This window comes from Streptomyces flavofungini (assembly GCF_014650815.1).
Taxonomy (GTDB): domain Bacteria; phylum Actinomycetota; class Actinomycetes; order Streptomycetales; family Streptomycetaceae; genus Streptomyces; species Streptomyces flavofungini.
The window spans coordinates 464,564-485,588 of record NZ_BMVR01000002.1 but is presented as its reverse complement, the minus strand read 5'-3'; the positions used below and the strand labels follow the sequence as shown (position 1 = coordinate 485,588).

Sequence of the window (21,025 nt, the reverse complement as noted above, 5' to 3'; positions counted from 1 at the left end):
CGGAGAGAACGTTGAGTTGTCCGGCCGAGTGGACTTCGGCGTTCGGACGCAGTGACTACCGCTCGAAGGTCCCGAAGGTTGCGGTGCGCCAACGTAAAGAGTTGGCAATGCGTCGCATAATCAGCTACGGATAAAATCGGGCAAACAGCATTCGCGTACAGGGGGTCCACCCCCGTAAAGCCCTTTGCCCCCAAGGGCTTTGCGGTAGCGGCGAAGGGGCCCGCGAACAGCCGCCGCAGGCGTCACCCCGCTGCGTTCGCCGTGCCCCCTTCGGGTGATCGGCCGCACTACTGCCCAGTGACGATTCGGACCTCGCCGACGGGCTCGGAGCCCGCGCCGGACGGCTCGGAGCGGCCCGCCGCGCCCTCGTCCCGCCCGCTCGCGACCCCGGAATCCTTAATTCCGGAATCCGCGCCGACGCCGCCGGAGGCACTGCCGGAATCATCGGCGGAGCCATTCCCGGCACCACCGGACCCGGTATTTTCGCTCACTTCGGACTTCTGCGGACCGGCCTCCGTCTTTCGCCATTCATCCACAGAATCCACAGAATCCCCGGAACCCTCGGCATTCCCGGAATCCGAAGCGGAATCCGCAGAATCCCCGGTGTTCGCCGCGTACGTGCCGTAACCGGCGTCCCCGGCCCGCCACTCGCGGCCCGCGTACGACACGCGCGCGATGTGCAGCGCGGAGGCGTGTGCCACGGCCCAGTGGGCCAGCTCCCAGCCGCGTCGCGGAACGTCGCCGTCCGGTGTGGCGGCGCCGTTCGGGTACGGCCGCGCGGCCGTACCCGGCACCGGTACGCGGACCACGTCGCCGCCCACGCCGCCGCCCTTCGGCAGGACGTCCGGCCCGAAGTCCCGCACCAGCGCCCGGCGTACCCGGTCCGGGCCGCCGGGGTTCATGCCGGGCCGCCCCTCGCAGGTGAGGGTCGCGGGGGCGCGGCCGGTGAGGGCGGCGGCGAGCAGGACGGCGTCCGGCTCGTGCTTGGCGTACGCCTGCGGGAAGCCGCTGCGCTGGACGCGCTGCGCGGCCACGGTCAGGGGCAGCCGCGAATAGCCCGGGACCTGGCCGAGGCGGGCGTAGAACCGCCCGGCCGCGTACACCGGGTCCATGATCTGCCCCCGCGTGCCCCAGCCCTGTGAGGGCCGCTGCTGGAAGAGGCCCAGCGAATCGCGGTCGCCGTGGTGGATGTTGTGCAGCCCGGACTCCTGCAGCGCGGTCGCCAGGGCGATCGTCACGGCGCGCTCCGGCATCCCGCGTCTGGTGCCCACGGCCGCGATCGTCGAGGCGTTCGCAGCCTGCTCCGCGCTCAGTTCGTACGCGGCTCCGTCGCCGTCGCCCGACACCACAACGCACCGGGGCCCCGGCTCCCCGGACACGTACTGCAGCACCGCATAGCCCGCGACCGCGAGCAGTACGGCCACGGCCACCCCGATGTGCGGGAGGCGGCCACGTCGTACGGGAGCGGACGTACCGGACACGCGCACCAAGGTACTGGAGCGCACTGACAGCGCCGGGGTGACGGGCGGGGCCGCAGGGGGCCAGGAGGGGCGGACGGCGGCGCGCGGGGCCGGAACGGGCGAGCGGCGCCGGAACGGATGGGCGGGGCCGGAACGGTGGGGGGTGAACGGACTCGGACAAGGGGGTTCCGCGCGGCGAGTTAGGGTCGGAGCCATGGACCGGACGCCAGCTCACACCGCCGCTCAGCCCGCTCCGGCAGGCGCGGCCCCGCTCGACCTCACCCTCGACGCCGCCGCGCTGACCGCCGCGCTCGTCGACTTCCCGTCGCCGAGCGGCGAGGAGAAGGCGCTCGCGGACGCCATCGAGACCGCCCTGCGCGCCCTGCCGCACCTGACGGTCGACCGGCACGGCAACAACGTGGTGGCCCGCACGCATCTGGGCCGCGCCGAGCGCGTGATCCTCGCGGGCCACATCGACACCGTGCCGATCGCGGACAACGTCCCCTCGCGCCTGGACGAGGACGGCGTCCTGTGGGGCTGCGGCACCTGCGACATGAAGTCCGGCGTCGCGGTGCAGCTCCGCATCGCGCAGACCGTCACCGAGCCGAACCGCGACCTCACCTTCGTCTTCTACGACAACGAAGAGGTCGCCGCGCACCTCAACGGCCTGGGGAAGGTCGCCGACGCCCACCCCGACTGGCTGGCGGGCGACTTCGCGGTCCTGCTCGAACCCACCGACGGGCAGGTCGAGGGCGGCTGCCAGGGCACCCTGCGCGTCTTCCTGAAGACGAAGGGCGAGCGGGCGCACTCAGCGCGCGCGTGGATGGGCTCCAACGCGATCCACGCCGCCACGCCGATCCTGCGGAAGCTGGCCGCGTACGAACCGCGCAAGCCGGTCGTCGACGGCCTGCAGTACCACGAGGGCCTCAACGCCGTCCGCATCGAAGGCGGCGTCGCCACCAACGTCATCCCCGACGAGTGCACCGTCGTCGTCAACTTCCGCTACGCGCCGGACCGTACGGCCGAGGAGGCCGAGGCCTTCGTGCGCGCGTACTTCGCCGACTGCGGGATCGACGAGTTCATCGTCGACGACCACTCCCCGGGCGCCCGCCCCGGCCTCACGCACCCCGTCGCGGCCGCCTTCATGGAGTCCGTCGGCGGCGAGGCCCGGCCCAAGTACGGCTGGACGGACGTCTCCCGCTTCAGCGCGCTCGGCGTGCCCGCGGTCAACTACAGCCCCGGCAACCCGATCCTCGCCCACAAGGTCGACGAGCGGGTCGAGGCGTCCCTGATCCCGGAGGCGGAGGCCCGGCTGCGCGCGTGGCTGACCGCGTGACCGCCTGACTTCCTGACCGCCTGATCGACCGCCGGACGCGGCCTTCCGACCGGACGCGGTCTCCCGACTTCTGGAGTTACGCCCCGCGTAACGCCCGTAGACCTACGCTGAAGTGGCACAACGAGTGAGTTGAGCGCGGCCGCGCTGATGGGCCGGGGTCGACCGGCAGTGGAAGGGGATGTTCATGGGCAATCCGGAAGCGCAGAGTCCGCCGGAGGAGCAGCACCTGGGGCCGGTGGTGCGGCGGCGCGATCAGATCACGCCCGGCACCACCGACCAGCGGCTCCTCGACACCGAGGGCGACACCGAGTGGGTGCACACCGACCCCTGGCGGGTCATGCGCATCCAGTCCGAGTTCGTCGAGGGCTTCGGCGCGCTCGCCGAACTCCCCAGCGCCATCAGCGTCTTCGGCTCCGCCCGGACCAAGCCCGGCACCCCCGAGTACGAGGCCGGCGTGCGCATCGGCAAGGCCCTCGTCGACGCCGGCTTCGCCGTGATCACCGGCGGCGGGCCCGGCGCCATGGAGGCCGCCAACAAGGGGGCCCGCGAGGCCGACGGCATCTCCGTCGGGCTCGGCATCGAGCTGCCCTTCGAGCAGGGGCTCAACCCGCACGTCGACATCGGCGTCAACTTCCGCTACTTCTTCGTGCGCAAGACCATGTTCGTGAAGTACGCCCAGGGGTTCGTCGTCCTGCCCGGCGGCCTCGGCACCCTCGACGAGCTCTTCGAGGCCCTCACCCTCGTGCAGACCCGCAAGGTCACCCGCTTCCCCATCGTCCTCTTCGGCACCGCGTACTGGGGCGGCCTCGTCGACTGGCTCCGTGACACCGTCGTCGCCCAGGGCAAGGCCTCCGAAAAGGACCTCCTCCTCTTCCACGTCACGGACGAGGTGGAGGAGGCGGTGGCGTTGGTGACGAAGGAAGTGGGCCGTTGAGTCTGGCCCCTGGGCCTTTGGCGGGCGTGATCGGCGCTCCGCGCCTCGTCCTCAAACGCCGGACGGGCTGTCTACAGCCCGTCCGGCGTTTGAGGAGCTGGGGTCCGGGGGCGCAGCCCCCGGTTTCGGGAAGGGGCGGGACTGGGGAAAGCCCCGCAGGGCCCTACGCCAGCCCCCGCCGGGCCACCGCCGGAGGCCGATGGCCGGCGATGGTGGCGACCATGTCGACGACCTGACGGGTCTCCGCGACCTCGTGGACGCGATACACCTGCGCCCCCAGCCACGCGGACACAGCGGTCGTGGCCAACGTCCCCACCACCCGCTCCTTGAGCGGCGTGTCCAGCGTCTCCCCGACGAAGTCCTTGTTGGAGAGGGAGACGAGCACGGGCCACCCCGTGTCGACGAGCTCCCCGAGCCGCCGCGTCGCCTCGAGCGAGTGCCGGGTGTTCTTGCCGAAGTCGTGCCCGGGGTCGATGAGGACGGACTCCCGGGGCACACCGAGCTCGACGGCCCGCTCGGCGAGCCCGACGGTGACGCGGAGGATGTCGGCGACGACGTCGTCGTACTCGACGCGATGGGGCCGCGTACGCGGCTCGGCGCCACCCGCGTGGGTGCACACGAGCCCGACCCCGTACCGCGCGGCGACCTCGGCGAGCTTGGGGTCGACGCCGCCCCAGGCGTCGTTGAGGACGTCGGCCCCGACGTCGCAGACGGCCTCGCCGACCTCGTGCCGCCAGGTGTCCACGCTGATGACGACGTCGGGGAAGCGCCGCCGCACCTCAGCGACGAAGCCGACGGTCCGCCGCGCCTCCTCCTCGGCGGTGACCTCCTCGCCGGGCCCGGCCTTCACCCCGCCGATGTCGATGATGGCGGCACCTTCGGCGATGGCCTGCTCCACGCGCGCGAGGGCGGGTTCGTCGCGGAACGTGGCCCCCTGGTCGTAGAAGGAGTCCGGGGTCCGGTTCACGATCGCCATGATCACCGGCTCGTGCGCGTCGAACTCGCGCCTGCCCAGCCTGAGCATCCCCTGTGAGCCTCCTTGTCGTTCTTCTGTCCGGCCTCGCGGACCGGCCGCCTGCGACCTTAACTGTCAGAGCCGCATGGCACGATCGGAGCCAGACAGTTTCCGTGTCGGCCGCAGCGCGGTCCGGCATCCGAGCGTGGGGACCGCAGAGATGGTCATGTTCCTGTTCCTGGTCATCGCCCTCGTCGTCGTGGTGGGCGCGGTGACCATGGCGGTCCTCGGCGGCGGGGAGAGCGCCGCGCTGCCCGAGGCGGCGCCGGAGCGGTTCACGGACCCGCTGCCGCCGGACCGCCCGCTGCGCCGCGCCGACGTGGAGGCGGTGCGCTTCCCGATGACGGTGCGCGGCTATCGCATGGTGGACGTGGACGAGGCCCTGGACCGCATCGGCGCCGAGCTGGCGGAGCGGGACGCCCGCATCGCCGAGCTGGAGACGGCCCTCGCGGGCGCCCAGGCGACGGCGGTCGGCGGGCCCGGGCTGTTCGAGAAGTACGACGCCGCGGAGCGCGGGCACGGACAGCACGGCGCCCCGGCGCCGACGGACGAGCGACCGGAGGACGGCAGATGAGCAGCGGGGCGATTCCGGGCCCGGACGGTGGCCTGCGCTGCCCGTGGGGCCTGTCCACCGAGGACTACGTGGCGTACCACGATCAGGAGTGGGGCCGTCCGGTCCACGGCGACGACGCGCTGTTCGAGCGGGTGTCCCTGGAGGCCTTCCAGTCGGGCCTGTCCTGGATCACGATCCTGCGGCGCCGTGAGGGCTTCCGCGCGGCGTTCTCCGGCTTCAAGATCGCCGCGGTCGCGGAGTTCGGGGACGCGGACCGGGAGCGGCTGCTCGCCGACGCGGGCATCATCCGCAACCGCGCGAAGGTCGACGCGACGATGGCCAACGCGCGCGTGCTCGCGGACTGGTCCGCCGGCGAACTGGACGAGCTGATCTGGTCGTTCGCCCCGGACCCGGCCGGGCGCCCGGCGCCGCGGTCCCTCGCGGACGTGCCCGCGGTCACGGACGAGTCGACGGCCCTGTCCAAGGCCCTGAAGAAGCGCGGCCTCCGCTTCGTCGGGCCCACCACGGCCTATGCCCTGATGCAGGCCTGCGGCCTGGTGAACGACCACCTCGTGGACTGTGTGGCCCGCGAGGCGGGCGGGGCCCAGGCCGTGGGCGGACGGGGCCCGGGGCCCCGCGTGGGCGGTTCCTGAGGCTCGTGTGGGCGGTGCCTGACGCCCCGTGCGGGTGGTGTCTGACGCCCCGTGCGGGTGGTGTCTGAGACGGCGGGCGGCCGCAGTCCGGGCCCCGGGTGGCCGCAGCCGTCCCGGGGCCCGTCGTCCTGGGGCCCGTCGTCCGAGGGCCCGCCGCCTTGAGGCCTAGCGGCCGAGGTACTTCGGCTTGGCCTTGTCGAGGAAGGCCTGCACCGCGATCGTGTGGTCCTCGGACGCACCCGCCCGGGTCTGCAGCTCGTCCTCCTTGTCCAGGGCCTCGTCCAGGCTGTGACCTGCGGCGAAGGCGAGCGACTCCTTGATCGCCGCGTAGGCGAGGGTCGGGCCGTCGGCCAGCGTGCGGGCCGTCTTCAGGGCCGTCTCCGCCAGCTCGGCCGCGGGCACGACCTGCTGGGCGATCCCCAGGTCGTACGCCTCCTGCGCCTTGATGCCGCGCGGGAAGAGCAGCAGGTCGGCGGCGCGGCCCGGGCCGATGAGGCGCGAGAGGGTCCAGGAGACCCCGGAGTCGGCGGTCAGCGCGACGCCCGCGAACGACGTGTTGAACGACGCCGTGTCCGCGACGATCCGGTAGTCCGCGGCGAGCGCGAAGCCGAAGCCCGCACCGGCCGCCACGCCGTTGACGCCCGCCACGACCGGCTTCTGCATGCCGGTCAGGGCCCGCACGATCGGGTTGTAGTGCTCCCGCACCGTGCTCATGGTCTGCCCCGAGCCGGACTCACGGTCCGCCTGCAGCAGGCCCACGTGCTCCTTGAGGTCCTGGCCCACGCAGAAGGCGCGCCCGGTGGCGGTGAGCAGTACCGCGCGCACGGCGGGGTCCGCCGCGGCCGCCTGCGCCGCCTCCCTGAGGGCGACCTTGGCCTCGACGTTCATCGCGTTCATCGCGTCGGGGCGGTTCAACGTGATCGTCGCGAGTCCGTCGCTCACCTCGTAGAGCACGGTGTCGGCCATGATGGGTCCCCTCCGCTGGTCCTGTGGTCCGCTGTCCGGTGGCTTCGGGGCCCAGCATGACCTAGATCATCGGCCCTCGGTACGCCGCCGCCGATGTGACCTGCGTCAAAGTGCGCGGGGCGGAAGAAGCGTGTGGGGCGGCGAAGTATTGCAGTCACATCGCCGAATTGAGTGGTTTTGCGGACGCGCGTTGCGCAAGCGATGCCGACTGATGTTGGTCATCGGGTCCCGCGATGCGGGATAATGACCTGGAAGCAATGTGTTCGATGCCGCTGACACCTGGGTTGTCGGCTGCGACAAGCTGGTTTCAGGAAGGGGAACGAGCATGGCGGCCATGAAGCCGCGGACGGGCGACGGCCCGCTCGAGGTGACCAAGGAGGGGCGGGGCATCGTCATGCGCGTTCCGCTCGAAGGTGGCGGTCGACTTGTCGTCGAACTGACCCCCGACGAGGCTGACGCCCTCGGCGATGCCCTGAAGAAGGTTGTCGGCTGACGCGATAGCGCCCACACTGTTCACCGTTTTTTGCACTGCCCCGGCATCGTACGACGAGCCGGGGCAGCGCTGTGTACGGGGGCCGAGGGCATCCGTGAGCTCCCCGGGGGAGGGGCTCCGGCGGGCCCCTCGGCCTGCGGATACGTCCGGATTCCGCCGGGGTGAACGGCCGGAATCACTGGGTCGGGGCGCGGCCGGGGGCGGGGCGGGGAACCGGGGTGGCTAGCGCTTGACGGCGCAGAGGAGGCCGTCGCCGACCGGGAGCAGCGACGGCACCAGGTCCTGGCTCTCGCGGATGGCCCGCAACAGCTCACGCAGCCGCAGCACCTCCGCGGGCTGCGGCCCCGAGTCCACCGTGCGGCCGTCCGCGAAGACGCCCTCGAAGCAGACGAGCCCGCCCGGACGGAGCAGGCGCAACGATTCAGCGAGGTAGTCGAGGACTTCCGTCCGGTCGCCGTCGCAGAAGACCAGGTCGTACCCGCCGTCCGCGAGCCGGGGCAGGACGTCGAGGGCGCGGCCGGGGATGAAACGGGCGCGGTTGCCCGCGAAACCGGCGGCGCGGAAGGCCGTACGGGCGAACTGCTGACGCTCCGGCTCCGGATCGACCGTGGTCAGGACGCCGTCGGAGCGCATTCCGTGCAGCAGGTGGATGCCCGACACTCCCGTGCCCGTACCGATCTCGGCGACCGCCTTGGCGTCCACGGTGGCGGCCAGCATGCCCAGCGCGGCGCCGGTGCCGGGGGACACCGAGCGCAGCCCGGCCTCCCGCGCCCGGTCCCGGGCCCAGCGCAGCGCCTCGTCCTCGGCGACAAAGGCGTCGGCGAACGCCCAGTTCGTCTGCCGGTTGCCGGTAATGGCCCTCTCCTGTCCCCGTGGTTGCCTGGCCGTGACTGTATCCGTTGGGGCCGGGAACCCGCAGATGGGACCGTGCGTTTAGAAGGGGTGTGAGGACAGCGGGGGCATAGACATGGATCTGGAACTCAAGTCGGCCCGCGGAGTTTGCGTGAAGCAGACCCGACGGGCTGGGTACGGCAAGAGCCAAGTACCAAATTCACGTAAAAACGCTTATCCGGAGCTAACGGGCGAGGTGGTTATGGTAGGGGCTCCACTGGACACCACCAGAGCCGACAGGGGAGGTGCGGCTGCATCCGCAGATCGCAGAGGAGCGCGCAGGCGCTTTCTGGGATGGGCGGGTAAGCCGAAATCCGTGACCGACACCGCTGACCGTTCCCGCGCCACCGACTCCGCTCAGACCGCGACCTTTGCCGCTGACGCGGAATCGCAGGCGTGGACTCCTCCCACCTGGGAAGAGATCGTCAGCACGCACAGCGGCCGCGTCTACCGCCTCGCCTACCGCCTGACGGGCAACCAGCACGACGCCGAGGACCTCACGCAGGAAGTCTTCGTCCGCGTCTTCCGCTCGCTGTCGACGTACACGCCCGGCACCTTCGAGGGCTGGCTGCACCGCATCACCACGAACCTCTTCCTGGACATGGTCCGGCGCAAGCAGCGCATCCGCTTCGACGCCCTCGGGGACGACGCCGCGGAGCGACTGCCCAGCCGCGAGCCCTCGCCCCAGCAGGTGTTCAACGACACCCACTTCGACGCGGACGTCCAGCAGGCGCTCGACACCCTCGCGCCCGAGTTCCGTGCCGCCGTCGTCCTGTGCGACATCGAAGGCCTTTCGTACGAGGAGATCGCCGCCACCCTGGGCGTCAAGCTCGGTACGGTCCGCAGCCGTATCCACCGCGGTCGCTCCCAGCTCCGCAAGGCCCTCCAGCACCGTTCGCCCGAGGCCCGCGCCGAGCGCCGCTCGCTGGCCGTGAGCGGAGCCGTGGCGCTGGGAGGAGGGGGCGCGACCGCGTGAGTGGATCACGGTCCAATCCTGCCGAGCGGCATCTCGCCGAGCAGCACCTGGGGGACCGGCTCGCCGCGCTGGTCGACGGTGAGCTCGGTCATGACGCACGCGAGCGAGTGCTCGCGCACATCGCGACCTGTCCGAAGTGCAAGACCGAGGCCGACGCGCAGCGCCGCCTCAAGAACGTCTTCGCGCAGACCGCGGCGCCGCCCCCCAGCGAGAGCTTCCTCGCCCGCCTACAGAGCCTGCCCGCCGCCGACCTCGACGACATCGGCCGGTCCGGGGGCCCCCGGACGCCCGTCGACGACGGCTTCGCCACCGGCTCGTCGGAGTCCACCGGCCTGCCCCAGGGTGGTGTCTTCAGCATCCGCGGAAGACCCGAGCCCTTCGCCGGGTACGTGCCGTCGGGCGCCCACGCCGCGGTGCTGCCCAGTGAGCAGCGCGGCTTCCGCATCCATGACGTCGGCCGGCCCGAGGCCGAGCGGTCCGTCTGGCTGGGGCGGCGCTTCGCGTTCGCCGCGGCCGGGGCGGTGTCGCTGGCCGCGATAGCACTCGGCGGGGTCACCATGGGCACGCCCCTCACCGCGGGCGAGCAGCGCGCCGGCGGCGTCGGCGCGGCCAACAGCAACGCGTCGCCACTGCGTTCCCCGAGCACGGTCAACACCGCCGTGCCCGACTCGGTGCGGCGGCGCGGCAGCAATCCGCTCTCCGTGCAAGGGCCCCGGCCCCAGGCCCTCGCGCCCCTGCTCGCCGGCGCCCGCCTGCGACCCGGGCCGCAGGTCACGGCCCCGCTCCTGGCCGGGGCGGGCGTCATGTCCCCACTGGTCCGGGCCGTCGCCGACGAGCCCCGGGGCGGCGCACCCCAGGGCATGACCCTGAACGCCACCGCGGACGCCACCCCCAAGGCCACCCCCAGGCCCGACCCGCTGTACGGCAACCAGTTCCACTGACGCCCCACCACCCCCCTCGCCGACGCGTGCTGCACGTCGGCGCAGCAGACCTGGTTGAATCCTCGGTGGGCCGTGCCCGCCGGGGACCCGGCGGACCCGGCGAACAGCACGTAACCGGCGTCCGCCGCGGGCCAGTTGTGGGGAGAACATGGACGACGCGAAGCCGAACGTTGGCACTGGGCCTGAGGGCGGACGCCCCGGGGCCGGGGCGTCCGGTGAGGTCGTGCCCCTGGCCGGGGGAGTTGCGTCTGGTGGGGCGCAGGGTGCCCCTGGCGGGGGGCTTCAGGACGCGGGTGCCCCTGGCGGGGAGCCTCGGGACGGGGTGCCCCTGGGAGGGGAGCCTCGCGGTGCGGTGCCCCAGGACGTGGCGCCCGGCGGCGTGGTGCCCCAGGGCGTGGTGCCGGGTGCTGCGGCTGCGCACGGCGCGGTGTCTCACGGCGCCGTGCCGCATGCGGCGGTGCCGCAGGGTGCGGAGCCCCGCGGTGCGATGCCGCAGGGTGCGGATTCTGGGGACCTCGACAGTGGGCCGACGGTTCGTGTGGGTGGTGGCGCTGTCGGCGCCCGCGAACCCGCCGGTGGCGGTGGCGCCGGTGCGGCCGGGGCTTCTCGGCCGGTGGCCGACGTGCCTCCGGACGCCGTGGACACTGCTCGGCCCGCTGGCGATGTGCCGTCGGCGGTAGCGGATGTACCCCCGGCTGGCGCGGATGTGCCCTCGGCCGCAACGGACCTGCCTCGTCCCGGAGCTGACGTGCCCCCGACCACAGCCGACGTACCCCAGCCCGCCGACCAGGTGCCCGGCCCGACCGCCGACGCACCCCCGGCCGACACCCCCGCCCACCCTCCCGCCGACCGCCCCCGCCCCCTGCACGACCCCGACCCGTACGGCACGCCGCCCTACGGTGAGCCCGGTCCCTGGGCCCTCGCCCCGCCCGTGCAGCACCCCGTGGCGACCCCGGCCCAAGGCACCCCCGTCTACGGGACCCGGGGGCACGGCGCTCCCATACCCGGCGCCCCGGCCCCCGGTGCCCCCACACATGGCGCGCCCCCGCCTGGAGCCCCGTACCCCGGCGCTCCGGGACCCGGCCCGCAGGCTCCCGGCACCCCGGCCCAGGGCACGCCCGCTCATGAGGTCCCCCCGCCCGGAGCCCCGTACCCCGGCGCTCCGGCACCCGGCCCGCAGGCTCCCGGCACCCCGGCCCAGGGCACGCCCGCTCATGAGGTCCCCCCGCCCGGAGCCCCGTACCTCGGCGCTCCGGGACATGGCCCGCAGGCTCCCGGCACCCCCGCCCACGGCACCCCCGCCCACGGCACCCCCGCCCACGGCACCCCGGCCCACGGCACCCCCAGCCACGAGGTCCCCCCGCACGGCACCCCGGCGCCCAGCCCCCTGCACCAGGGCGTGCCCGCCCCCGGCGCCCCGGCCCCCGGCATGCCGCAGCCCCCCGTCGCGCAGGGGCAGCAGCCCCAGGCCCATGGGACCCAGACTCAGGCCATGCCCGCACCGGGCACCCCAGCCCTCGGCAAACCTCAGCCGCCCGCCGCGCAGGGCCACGCGCCCCAGGCCCATGGGACCCCGCCCCAGGCCATGCCCACACCCGGCGCCCCGGCCCCCAGCACGCCCCAGCCCCCCGCCGCGCAGGGCCACGCGCCCCACGCGACCCAGACCCAAGCCATGCCCGCCCCCGGCACCCCCGGCCCGGCCACCCCGGCCCAAGCCGTCCAGTCGCACGGTGCCCCGGCCCCCGGCGTGCCCCCGCACACCTCCTCCGGCCCCGGCACGCCCCCACCCGGCGCCCCGGCCCCCGGCACGCCCCCGCACGGAGCTAACCCGGCGGCCCCGCCGCACGGAGCACCTCACGAACACACCTCCCAGCCCCACGGCGCCCCTGCGGTCGGTGCTCAGCCGGCCGCCGCGCCCGCAGCCCCCTGGGGGCGCTACGACCCCTGGACGGCCCCGCTGCAGCAGACCGGTGCCGCCGTGAAGACCGAGGCTGAGCGGCGTCGGCGGGGGCGGCGGGTGTTGGTCGTCGGGGCTGCCGTTATCGCGTTGGGCGCGGGTGGGATCGGTGGGGTTGTCGGGGCTTACCTGGAGCGGGAGGGCGGGTTCGGGACCGAGGTGGAGTTGCCGCAGGCCGACTCGGGGTCCCAGAAGCGGTCCAAGGACAGCGTCGCCGGGATCGCGGCGAGCGCGCTGCCGGGTGTCGTGACGTTGCACGTCCGTGGGGATGACGGTGCGGGTACCGGTACCGGCTTCGTCCTCGACGGCAAGGGGCACATCCTCACCAACAACCATGTGGTCGAGCCCGGCGGTTCCGGCGGCGACATATCGGTCACCTTCAGCGGCGGCGAGACCGCGAGCGCCAAGGTCGTCGGCCGCGACGCGGGCTACGACCTCGCCGTCGTCAAGGTCTCCGGCGTCCGCGGACTCAAGCCCCTGCCCCTCGGCAACTCCGAGAACGTGCAGGTCGGCGACCCCGTCGTGGCCATCGGCGCGCCCTTCGACCTCGCCAACACCGTCACCTCCGGCATCATCAGCGCCAAGGAGCGGCCCATCACCGCGGGTGGCGAGAAGGGCGACGGCAGCGACATCTCGTACGTCAACGCCCTGCAGACCGACGCGCCCATAAACCCGGGCAACTCCGGCGGGCCCCTCGTGGACTCCCGGGCCCGCGTCATCGGCATCAACAGCGCCATCCGCTCCGCGGGCAACGACTCCGGCCCCGACGGCGGCCAGTCCGGTTCCATCGGCCTCGGCTTCGCCATACCCATCAACCAGGGCAAACGCGTCGCCGAAGAGCTCATCAACACCGGCAAGGCCACCCACCCGGTCATCGGCGTCACCATCGACAAGCAGTTCACCGGCGACGGCGCCCGCATCGCGCGCAAGAGCCGGGACGGCGGCCCCGCCGTCAACCGCGGCGGCCCCGGCGACAAGGCCGGTCTGCGGCCCGGCGACGTGATCACCGCCGTGGACGGCCAGCGCGTGCACTCCGGCGACGAACTCATCGTCAAGATCCGCGCCCATCGCCCCAAGGACCGCCTGGAGCTGACCGTCGAGCGCGGCGGGGACGAGCGAAAGGTGACGTTGGTCCTCGGTACGGCGAGCGGGGAGTAGCGGGGAGTGGCGGGGAATGGCAGGGAGTACGGCAGCCGGGTCCGGGCCCGGGTGGCGCGCCCCGGCCCCGGTGGCGCCCACCTCCCTGGCCTCGTCCCATAGCCCCGGCATTGGCCCCGTTGTCGCCGTGCGGCTACCGGACGGACAGCCCCGGCGGGTACCGTAGAGCCGGTCCGGACGGCAAGGAGCTTTCAAGGTGTTCAACGACATTGGCGCACTCGAGATAGTGACGCTGGTCATCCTCGCCGTGCTCATCTTCGGGCCGGACAAGCTGCCGAAGCTCATTCAGGACGTCACGCGGACCATTCGCAAGATCCGCCAATTCTCCGACAGCGCGAAGCAGGACATACGGAATGAACTGGGTCCGGAATTCAAGGACTTCGAGTTCGAAGACCTGAACCCGAAGAAGTTCATCCGGAAGCAGATGGAGAACGATGATCTCGGTCTGAAGGAAATCCGCAACGGCTTCGATCTGAAGAAGGAAATGGCCGAAGTCGCGGACGCCGTGCACGGGCGTGAGAGTGATTCCGCGGAGGACTCGGGCAGCCGCGGCACGGGTTCCGGGGGGTCGTCGACCACGTCGGCCAACGGCTCCGGCGGCGGCCGCATCGACATGGAGAAGCGGCCCGAGCCCGGAAAACCGGCGGCAGGCGACCCGCCGCCGTTCGACGCGGACGCCACCTGACGCGACCCGCCACCGTCCGGCGACACCCGGCGGAGTCCGGCAACACCGCACGGCGGTCCCGCGAGAACCCCGCGCCGCCCCCGGCGCCCGCGTGCGCCGGCACATGTCCGAGATGCGCCGCCCGGTGCCCGACATGCCCTGGTCGGCGCCCTGGCGAACACCCATTCCGCCGACCGGTTCACCGGCATCCGGAACCGGTGTGGCTATCCTGCCTTGTTGTCCGGCGTGAGGACGCCCGAGGGGGGCGGGCCGCTCCGGACCGACGAGAGCGAGGAGGCGGCCGGGTACATGGAGACGACAAGTCGGGTGGGCGCGCAGGCGCCAGCCGCGGATGGTGCCGCGCAAGCGGTGCCCTCCGCCCGGCGCACGGTCGACGGCTACCTGCTGGCGCCCTTCCCCTGGTACGGCCTGGACGAGGCCTTCACGGGACCGCGCTGGCTGATGCAGGTCGGCACCGCCGCGGACGGGGCCGTCGAGCACGGCTCCATCGGTCACGGTGACGAGCCGTCGGTCAGGGCGGAGGGTTCCTACGGGAACGGCGACAAGGAGCGGTTCGCCGTCGTGGTGACCATCGCCGCCAATCCGGTGCGGCGCAGCGCCGACGGCACGGGCGTCCTGGAGGCCACCTCGGTGTCCTCCGCGGCCTGGCTCGCCGGTGTGGGGCTGCTGGCCTTCACCTGGCCCGGCCAGATGGACCACAGCCTGCGCGACGACTGGCTGGACCAGCAGACGGAGACCGCCTGGGTGCTCGCGGACGACCTGCGCGGGTCCGACTGGTCGACGCTGTCGCTGCCCGTGGACGGGGTCCCGACCTCGTTCCACTACCGGGAGTCGGAGTACGGCTGGGTGCTCGCCGGGTCCACCGAGGGAGGGGTGCATCTGGGGGCGTACGGGCGCGGCATGAGCGCGTACGGCCTCGGCTTCTCGGTGATCAAGGACATCGCCGAGTACGCGGGGTAGTCCACCGGACCGGTAAGGGGTGTGGGGCGCCGTTCGTCTTGACGGTGCCCCACACGTGCGTGGACGCCGATCGGCGCTGCGCGCCTCGTCCTCAAGCGCCGGACAGGCTGTTCATGCCTCCGTCCGGCTTTCCCACAGCCGTCAGAACTTGTTCCTGGGCGTGATCCCCAGCGACAGGCCCGAGAGGCCCCGCTGGCGGCCGCCCAGTTTGCCCGCGATGGTGCGCAGCGCGCTGCCCGCGGGTGACTCCGGGTCGGTGAGGACGACCGGTTTGCCCTCGTCGCCGCCCTCGCGCAGGCGCACGTCGATGGGGATGGAGCCGAGGACCGGCACGGTCGCGCCGGTGGTCTTCGTCAGGCCCTCCGCGACCCGCTGGCCGCCGCCGGTGCCGAACACGTCGACCATCTCGCCGCAGTGCGGGCAGGGCAGCCCGGACATGTTCTCGACGACGCCGACGATCTTCTGGTGGGTCTGCACGGCGATGGAGCCCGCGCGCTCGGCGACCTCGGCGGCGGCCTGCTGGGGCGTCGTGACGACCAGGATCTCGGCGTTCGGGACCAGCTGTGCCACGGAGATCGCGATGTCACCGGTGCCCGGCGGCAGGTCCAGGAGCAGCACGTCCAGGTCGCCCCAGAAGACGTCCGCGAGGAACTGCTGGAGCGCGCGGTGCAGCATCGGGCCGCGCCACACCACCGGCGCGTTGCCGGGGGTGAACATGCCGATGGAGATGACCTTCACGCCGTTCGCGGACGGCGGCATGATCATGTTCTCGACCTGGGTGGGGCGGCCCTCGGCGCCCAGCATGCGCGGCACGCTGTGGCCGTAGATGTCGGCGTCCACGACGCCGACCTTCAGGCCGTCGGCGGCCATCGCCGCCGCCAGGTTCACCGTCACCGACGACTTGCCGACGCCGCCCTTGCCGGAGGCGACCGCGTACACCCTGGTCAGCGAGCCCGGCTTGGCGAACGGCACCTCGCGCTCGGCGGTGCCGCCGCGCAGCGCCGTGGCGAGTTCCTTGCGCTGCTCGTCGCTCATCACGTCCAGGGTGACGTCGACACGCGTGACGCCCTCGACGGCGGCGACCGCGTCCGTCACGTTCTTCGTGATCGTCTCGCGCATGGGGCAGCCGGAGACCGTCAGGTACACGGTGACGGCGACCGCGCCATCGGCGCCGATCTCCACCGATTTGACCATCCCGAGCTCGGTGATGGGTCGCTGGATCTCGGGGTCGTTCACCGTCGCCAGTGCTTCGCGCACCGCGTCTTCCGTAGCCATGCCCCCGATGGTACGGCCCAGTAGCGGGGGGCCGGAAAGGGCCGTCAGCGGTCGCCTACATCACGTGCACCGGTCGACTCGGACGGGAATACCGTGCGCTGCTCCTCCAGCTCCTTGACCAGGTCCTGGAGTTCGGAGCGGATCCAGTCGCGGGTGGCGACCTCGCCGAGGCCCAGGCGCAGGGACGCGATCTCACGGGTGAGGTACTCGGTGTCGGCGATGGACCGCTCGTTGCTCTTGCGGTCCTGCTCGTGCGTGACGCGGTCGCGGTCGTCCTGACGGTTCTGCGCGAGCAGGATCAGCGGGGCGGCGTACGACGCCTGCAGGGAGAGCATCAGGGTCAGGAAGATGAACGGGTAGCTGTCGAAGCGCAGGTGCTCGGGCGCGGACACGTTCCAGACGACCCACAGGACGATGGCGACCGTCATCCAGACGATGAACCGGCCCGTCCCGAGGAACCGCGCGATCCGCTCCGAGAGCCGCCCGAAGGCCTCCGGGTCGTAGTCGGGAAGCAGCTTGCGGCGCGGCGCCCGCGGCTGGTCGAGCCGGAACCGCCCCCGGCCCTCCCGCGCCCGGCCGTCCCGCTCCTTGCCCCGCGCCTCCCGGTCGCGCTCCTTGTTGTCCCGGTCCCGGTCCCGCTCAGCCGCCGCCATGACCGGCCCCCTCCTGGAGGTGGTACTCCGACTCCCGCCAGTCCTCGGGCAGCATGTGGTCGAGCACGTCGTCGACGGTGACCGCGCCGAGCAGCGAGCCGCTCTCGTCGACGACCGGCGCCGACACCATGTCGTACGCGGCGAAGAAGCCCGCCACGACCGGCAGCTCGGCCTCCGGGCGCAGCGGCCGCAGGTCGTCGTCGAGGATCGAGCCGACGAGCGTGTACGGCGGGTCCCGCAGCAGCCGCTGGAAGTGCACGGCGCCCAGGTACTTGCCGGTCGGGGTCTCGTCCGGCGGGCGGCACACGTACACCTGCGCGGCGAGCGCGGGGGAGAGGTCCTCCTGGCGCACCCGCGCGAGGGCGTCCGCGACGGTCGCGTCCGGCCGCAGCACGATCGGTTCGGTCGTCATCAGACCGCCCGCGGTGCGCTCCTCGTACGCCATCAGGCGGCGCACGTCGGCCGCGTCGTCGGGCTGCATCAGGGTGAGCAGGCGCTCCTTGTCGTCCTCCGGCAGCTCGGCGAGGAGGTCGGCGGCGTCGTCCGGGTCCATCGCCTCCAGGACGTCGGCGGCGCGCTCCTCCTTGAGGGCGCCGAGGATCTCGATCTGGTCGTCCTCCGGCAGCTCCTCCAGGACGTCCGCGAGCCGGTCGTCGGCGAGCGCGGCGGCGACCTCGGCGCGGCGCTTCGGCGACAGGTGGTGCAGCACGTTGGCGAGGTCGGCCGGGCGCAGCTGCTCGAACGTGGCGAGCAGGCTCTCCGCGCCCTGCCCGTGCTCCTCCAGCGAGAACCCGTCCACGGCCGACCAGTCGACGGTCAGCGTCTCGCCCTTGCGCCGGAAGGCGCCGCCCTTCCCCTTCCGTACGAAGACCCGGTCCGCCTCCCAGTCCCGGCGGGCCGGAAGCCGCTGCACGGACACGTCGAGGACCGTCACCTCCTCGCCGCCGTCCACCAGGCGCACCCGGCGGTCCAGCATCTCGCCGAGGATCAGGCGCTCGGTCGGACGCTGCTCGAAGCGCCGTACGTTCAGCACGCCGGTGGTGATGACCTGGCCCGACTCGATGCCGGTCACGCGGGTGATGGGCAGGAAGATGTGGCGGCGGGTGGCGAGTTCCACGACCAGGCCGAGCAGCCGCGGCGGCCTGCGGCCCACCCGGAGCATGACGACGAGGTCGCGCACCCGGCCGACCTCGTCGCCGTTCGGGTCGAAGACGGCGGTGCCGGCCAGGTGCGAGACGAAGATCCGGGGCGCGCTTGCCGCCATGCGCGGCGCCTCCCTGCTGTTCACTACCGCTGGTCGTACTGCTCCATGTCGCTTTCGGGCGCATTTATACGATCTTTCGTACGCGCCCCAGGCTAGCCCCTGCCGGACGCATCCGCCCTGGTGAGACGTCCGTACGGACTGGTTCCGAGGCAGGTCTCCGGCACCGGTACGCTGCGGTACGCCAGGCCGTAGCCGCGCTACGGCCGCCGCCGTAGAGGACGTCCGCACGAGAGGCAGCGCCACCTGTGACTGCGATGCGACAGGCCCGCCGTACCCGAAGGTCGGCGCTGGTGAGCACGGTGTGCGCGGGGGTCCTGATGGGCGGCGCGGGCCTCACGGGATGCGGTGGCGGCGGCGAGGACCCGGACGCGGGCACCAACGGCGTGGGCAAGCTGTCGGCCGCGAAGATCCAGATCAAGACGCGGCAGGCCGCCAAGGGCGCCGCCGCGGTACGTCTGTCCGGCACCGTCGTCAGCAAGGGCCAGACGTACAAGCTCGACATGCGCCTCAAGGGCTCGGGCGGCGAGGGCTCGGTGACCTCCAAGGGCGGGACGTTTCAGCTCCTGCGCGTCGGCGAGCACCTGTACCTGAAGGCCGACTCGGGGTTCTGGGCGCACGAGGACAAGACCGAGGGCAAGGCGGGCGGCGCGGCGGGCGACCGGTCCGCCGCGGCCAAGCTCAACGGCAAGTTCGTGAAGGTGCCCGCGGGCGACCCCTCGTACCAGCAGCTCAGCGGCTTCACGGACAAGGACCTGATGCTCGACGGGACGCTCGCGCTGCACGGGAAGCTGTCGAAGGGCGAGCGGTCCGAGTCGGGCACCCAGCACGTCATCAAGATCGCGGGGGACGAGGGCGCGGGCGGCACGCTGGACGTGTCCCTGGAGGGCAAGCCCTATCCGGTGCGGCTCCAGCGCGCGGGCGGCGCGGGCACGCTGCGGCTCAGCGAGTGGGGCAAGGAGTTCGTCCTGGAGGAGCCGGGCAAGGACGAGACGGTGGACTACGGCAAGCAACTGCCCACGCAGTGACGGGCCCGGGGCCTGTCCGACGGATCGGCGCGGCGTCGCGCCGGACAGGTCCTAACGCTTCTGCTTCTTCTTGCGGCCCAGGAGCAGCCGCGGCAGCGCCGCCGGTACGGGCTTGCGGGTCGTCGCGTCCGTCGGCAGCGGGGCCGCCGCGAGGGAGCCGTCCGGCAGGTCCGTGCTCGACCCGACCGGCGTCAGCCGCAGGACGCGGCACTCGGCGGCCCAGCGCTCCACCATCCGCTCGCCGTCGGGGGCGTTCAGGCGCTTGCCCTTGAGTTCGGCGACGGCCGCCTCCCAGGCCTCGGAGCGCGGCGCCAGCTCGGTCACCGCGGCGGTCCACGCGATCACCCGGCCGCCCTTGTCCTTGCTGCGCACGGTGACCTCGGCGCCGGCCCCGTCGACGAGGTCCGGCAGCGGCTGCTCGCCGGGGCCGTCCCCGACGAGGTGGGCCGCGCCGTCGACCCAGACGTGCCACAGGGCCCGGACGGGGCCGTCGGGCGCGGCGCCGCGCACCCAGATCAGCCCCGACTTCTTCGTGGCCTCCTCGACGAGGGCGCGGCCGAACAGCGCGTCAGCAGTCATGCGGGAAGCTTAGCGAGACCCCCGGCCGGGCTCAGAGCCAGCCGTTTCGCTTCAGGGTGCGGTGGATCGCGTAGCAGACCGTGCCGATGAGGCCGAGCACCATCGGGTAGCCGAACCGCCAGTGCAGTTCCGGCATGTGGTCGAAGTTCATGCCGTAGACACCGCACACGGCCGTCGGTACGGCGATGATGGCCGCCCAGGACGTGATCTTGCGCATGTCCTCGTTCTGCGCGACGGCGGCCTGCGCGAGGTTGGCCTGCAGGATCGAGTTGAGGAGTTCGTCGAAGCCGAGGACCTGCTCCTGGACGCGCGCGAGGTGGTCGGCGACGTCGCGGAAGTACTTCTGGATGTCGGGGTCGACGAGCCGCATGGGCCGCTCGCTGAGCAGCTGCATGGGGCGGAGCAGCGGCGACACGGCGCGCTTGAACTCCAGGACCTCGCGCTTGAGCTGGTAGATCCGCCCGGCGTCGACACCGCGCGAGACGCCCTTGCCGGTGGCCGCGAACACCTCGTTCTCGACGTCGTCGATGTCGACCTGCATGGCGTCGGCGACGGCGAGGTAGCCGTCGACGACGTGGTCGGCGATGGTGTGCAGGACCGACGAGGGGCCCTTGGCGAGCAGCTCCGGCTCGTCCTGGAGGCGGCGGCGCAGCGCGCGCAGCGAGCCGTGGCCGCCGTGCCGGACGGTGATGAAGAAGTCCCGGCCGGTGAAGCACATGACCTCGCCGGTCTCCACGACCTCGCTGGTGGCGGTGAGTTCGGCGTGCTCGACGTAGTGGATGGTCTTGAAGACCGTGAACAGCGTGTCGTCGTAGCGCTCCAGCTTGGGCCGCTGGTGGGCGTGGACGGCGTCCTCCACGGCCAGCGGGTGCAGCCCGAACTCGGCGGCGATCCCGGCGAACTCGGCCTCCGTCGGCTCGTGCAGGCCGATCCAGGCGAAGCCGCCGTCGCGGCGCACCTGGAGCATCGCCTCGTGCGGCGTCAGGGTCTCGTCGCACGTGGCGCGGCGGCCGTCGCGGTAGACGGCGCAGTCCACGACGGCGGAGACGGCGCTGGGGTCGCGGGTGGTGTCGTACGAGCTGTAGGAGGTGCTGTCCTTGCGCTGGGACGGGCGCACGGCGTCACGCAGGTCACGGATCATCGACATGGGCAGGCTCCTTCGACGAAAGGGCCGCCTGCGGCGGGTGGAACTGCCCGGAATGGGGACGTCCTGCTGCGGGTTCTGGCACGTCCACAAAGCGGGGAGCACCG

General features: G+C 72.7%; 19 protein-coding genes and 1 pseudogene. 11 read left to right on the top strand and 9 right to left on the bottom strand.

Annotated features, from left to right (window positions below):
- Nucleotides 1–542: 542 nt before the first annotated feature.
- A pseudogene (locus IE274_RS05970) lies at nt 543–1,490 on the bottom strand (heavy metal transporter); the annotation flags it as partial.
- Nucleotides 1,491–1,674: 184 nt separating this feature from the next.
- On the opposite strand from IE274_RS05970, the gene dapE reads away from it, so the two are divergent.
- Both dapE and IE274_RS05960 read left to right on the top strand, forming a co-directional pair.
- Nucleotides 1,675–2,796 (top strand): succinyl-diaminopimelate desuccinylase, encoded by a 1,122-nt coding sequence (gene dapE / locus IE274_RS05965; protein ID WP_190114502.1) that lies wholly within the window; start codon nt 1,675–1,677, stop codon nt 2,794–2,796.
- 184 nt (nt 2,797–2,980) lie between these two features.
- Complete coding sequence (locus IE274_RS05960) at nt 2,981–3,730, top strand: LOG family protein (RefSeq protein WP_190114501.1); 750 nt, start codon at nt 2,981–2,983, stop codon at nt 3,728–3,730.
- Nucleotides 3,731–3,893: 163 nt separating this feature from the next.
- Here the strand turns inward: IE274_RS05960 and folP are convergent, their stop codons facing one another.
- Nucleotides 3,894–4,754 carry a dihydropteroate synthase gene (folP, locus tag IE274_RS05955; protein WP_190114500.1) on the bottom strand — a complete coding sequence of 287 codons (861 nt, stop codon included), beginning with the start codon at nt 4,752–4,754 and terminating at the stop codon, nt 3,894–3,896.
- 151 nt (nt 4,755–4,905) lie between these two features.
- Between folP and IE274_RS05950 the strand changes: the two genes are divergently transcribed.
- Both IE274_RS05950 and IE274_RS05945 read left to right on the top strand, forming a co-directional pair.
- The gene (locus IE274_RS05950) at nt 4,906–5,319 is read left to right on the top strand and encodes a DivIVA domain-containing protein (protein ID WP_190114748.1); all 414 of its coding nucleotides are present in this window, start codon (nt 4,906–4,908) and stop codon (nt 5,317–5,319) included.
- A complete protein-coding gene (locus IE274_RS05945) occupies nt 5,316–5,951 on the top strand; it encodes a DNA-3-methyladenine glycosylase I (RefSeq protein WP_190114499.1) in 636 nt (211 codons plus the stop codon). Before IE274_RS05950 ends, IE274_RS05945 begins: the two co-directional genes overlap by 4 nt.
- Before the next feature lie 165 nt (nt 5,952–6,116).
- Here the strand turns inward: IE274_RS05945 and chcB are convergent, their stop codons facing one another.
- Nucleotides 6,117–6,917: a 2-cyclohexenylcarbonyl CoA isomerase gene (gene chcB / locus IE274_RS05940; RefSeq protein ID WP_190114498.1), complete on the bottom strand. Its 801-nt coding sequence runs from the start codon at nt 6,915–6,917 to the stop codon at nt 6,117–6,119.
- A 325-nt stretch (nt 6,918–7,242) separates the two neighbouring features.
- Here chcB and IE274_RS05935 point away from each other — a divergent pair, with 325 nt between their 5' ends.
- Nucleotides 7,243–7,410 (top strand): DUF3117 domain-containing protein, encoded by a 168-nt coding sequence (locus IE274_RS05935; RefSeq protein WP_003966491.1) that lies wholly within the window; start codon nt 7,243–7,245, stop codon nt 7,408–7,410.
- Between the two features lie 222 nt (nt 7,411–7,632).
- Here the strand turns inward: IE274_RS05935 and IE274_RS05930 are convergent, their stop codons facing one another.
- On the bottom strand, nt 7,633–8,331 hold the full coding sequence (locus tag IE274_RS05930) for an O-methyltransferase (RefSeq protein ID WP_190114747.1): 699 nt from the start codon (nt 8,329–8,331) through the stop codon (nt 7,633–7,635).
- 172 nt (nt 8,332–8,503) lie between these two features.
- Between IE274_RS05930 and sigE the strand changes: the two genes are divergently transcribed.
- The 5 genes from sigE (at nt 8,504) to IE274_RS05900 (ending at nt 14,978) form a co-directional block, all read left to right on the top strand.
- On the top strand, nt 8,504–9,277 hold the full coding sequence (gene sigE, locus IE274_RS05925) for an RNA polymerase sigma factor SigE (protein WP_190114497.1): 774 nt from the start codon (nt 8,504–8,506) through the stop codon (nt 9,275–9,277).
- On the top strand, nt 9,274–10,218 hold the full coding sequence (locus IE274_RS05920; RefSeq protein WP_190114496.1) for an anti-sigma factor family protein: 945 nt from the start codon (nt 9,274–9,276) through the stop codon (nt 10,216–10,218). Before sigE ends, IE274_RS05920 begins: the two co-directional genes overlap by 4 nt.
- Nucleotides 10,219–11,647: 1,429 nt before the next feature.
- Entirely contained in the window at nt 11,648–13,333 is a 1,686-nt protein-coding gene (locus IE274_RS39280) for a S1C family serine protease (RefSeq protein ID WP_443732141.1), read from the top strand.
- Nucleotides 13,334–13,529: 196 nt separating this feature from the next.
- The gene (locus IE274_RS05905; RefSeq protein WP_190114495.1) at nt 13,530–14,018 is read left to right on the top strand and encodes a sec-independent translocase; all 489 of its coding nucleotides are present in this window, start codon (nt 13,530–13,532) and stop codon (nt 14,016–14,018) included.
- A 288-nt stretch (nt 14,019–14,306) separates the two neighbouring features.
- Nucleotides 14,307–14,978, top strand: coding sequence for a hypothetical protein (locus tag IE274_RS05900; RefSeq protein ID WP_190114494.1), 672 nt, complete (start codon nt 14,307–14,309; stop codon nt 14,976–14,978).
- A gap of 141 nt (nt 14,979–15,119) precedes the next feature.
- On the opposite strand, the gene IE274_RS05895 is transcribed toward IE274_RS05900, so the two are convergent.
- The 3 genes from IE274_RS05895 to IE274_RS05885 are packed head-to-tail and all read right to left on the bottom strand — an operon-like array spanning nt 15,120 to nt 18,170.
- Nucleotides 15,120–16,253, bottom strand: coding sequence for an Mrp/NBP35 family ATP-binding protein (locus IE274_RS05895; protein ID WP_190114493.1), 1,134 nt, complete (start codon nt 16,251–16,253; stop codon nt 15,120–15,122).
- Nucleotides 16,254–16,297: 44 nt separating this feature from the next.
- Complete coding sequence (locus IE274_RS05890) at nt 16,298–16,906, bottom strand: DUF1003 domain-containing protein (RefSeq protein ID WP_190114492.1); 609 nt, start codon at nt 16,904–16,906, stop codon at nt 16,298–16,300.
- On the bottom strand, nt 16,893–18,170 hold the full coding sequence (locus IE274_RS05885) for a magnesium transporter MgtE N-terminal domain-containing protein (protein WP_190114491.1): 1,278 nt from the start codon (nt 18,168–18,170) through the stop codon (nt 16,893–16,895). Before IE274_RS05885 ends, IE274_RS05890 begins: the two co-directional genes overlap by 14 nt.
- 254 nt (nt 18,171–18,424) lie before the next feature.
- On the opposite strand from IE274_RS05885, the gene IE274_RS05880 reads away from it, so the two are divergent.
- Nucleotides 18,425–19,195 (top strand): hypothetical protein, encoded by a 771-nt coding sequence (locus IE274_RS05880; protein WP_190114745.1) that lies wholly within the window; start codon nt 18,425–18,427, stop codon nt 19,193–19,195.
- A gap of 51 nt (nt 19,196–19,246) precedes the next feature.
- Here the strand turns inward: IE274_RS05880 and IE274_RS05875 are convergent, their stop codons facing one another.
- Nucleotides 19,247–19,774 (bottom strand): hypothetical protein, encoded by a 528-nt coding sequence (locus IE274_RS05875; RefSeq protein ID WP_190114490.1) that lies wholly within the window; start codon nt 19,772–19,774, stop codon nt 19,247–19,249.
- Between the two features lie 31 nt (nt 19,775–19,805).
- Nucleotides 19,806–20,921: a magnesium and cobalt transport protein CorA gene (locus IE274_RS05870; RefSeq protein ID WP_190114489.1), complete on the bottom strand. Its 1,116-nt coding sequence runs from the start codon at nt 20,919–20,921 to the stop codon at nt 19,806–19,808.
- Between the last annotated feature and the right edge of the window lie 104 nt (nt 20,922–21,025).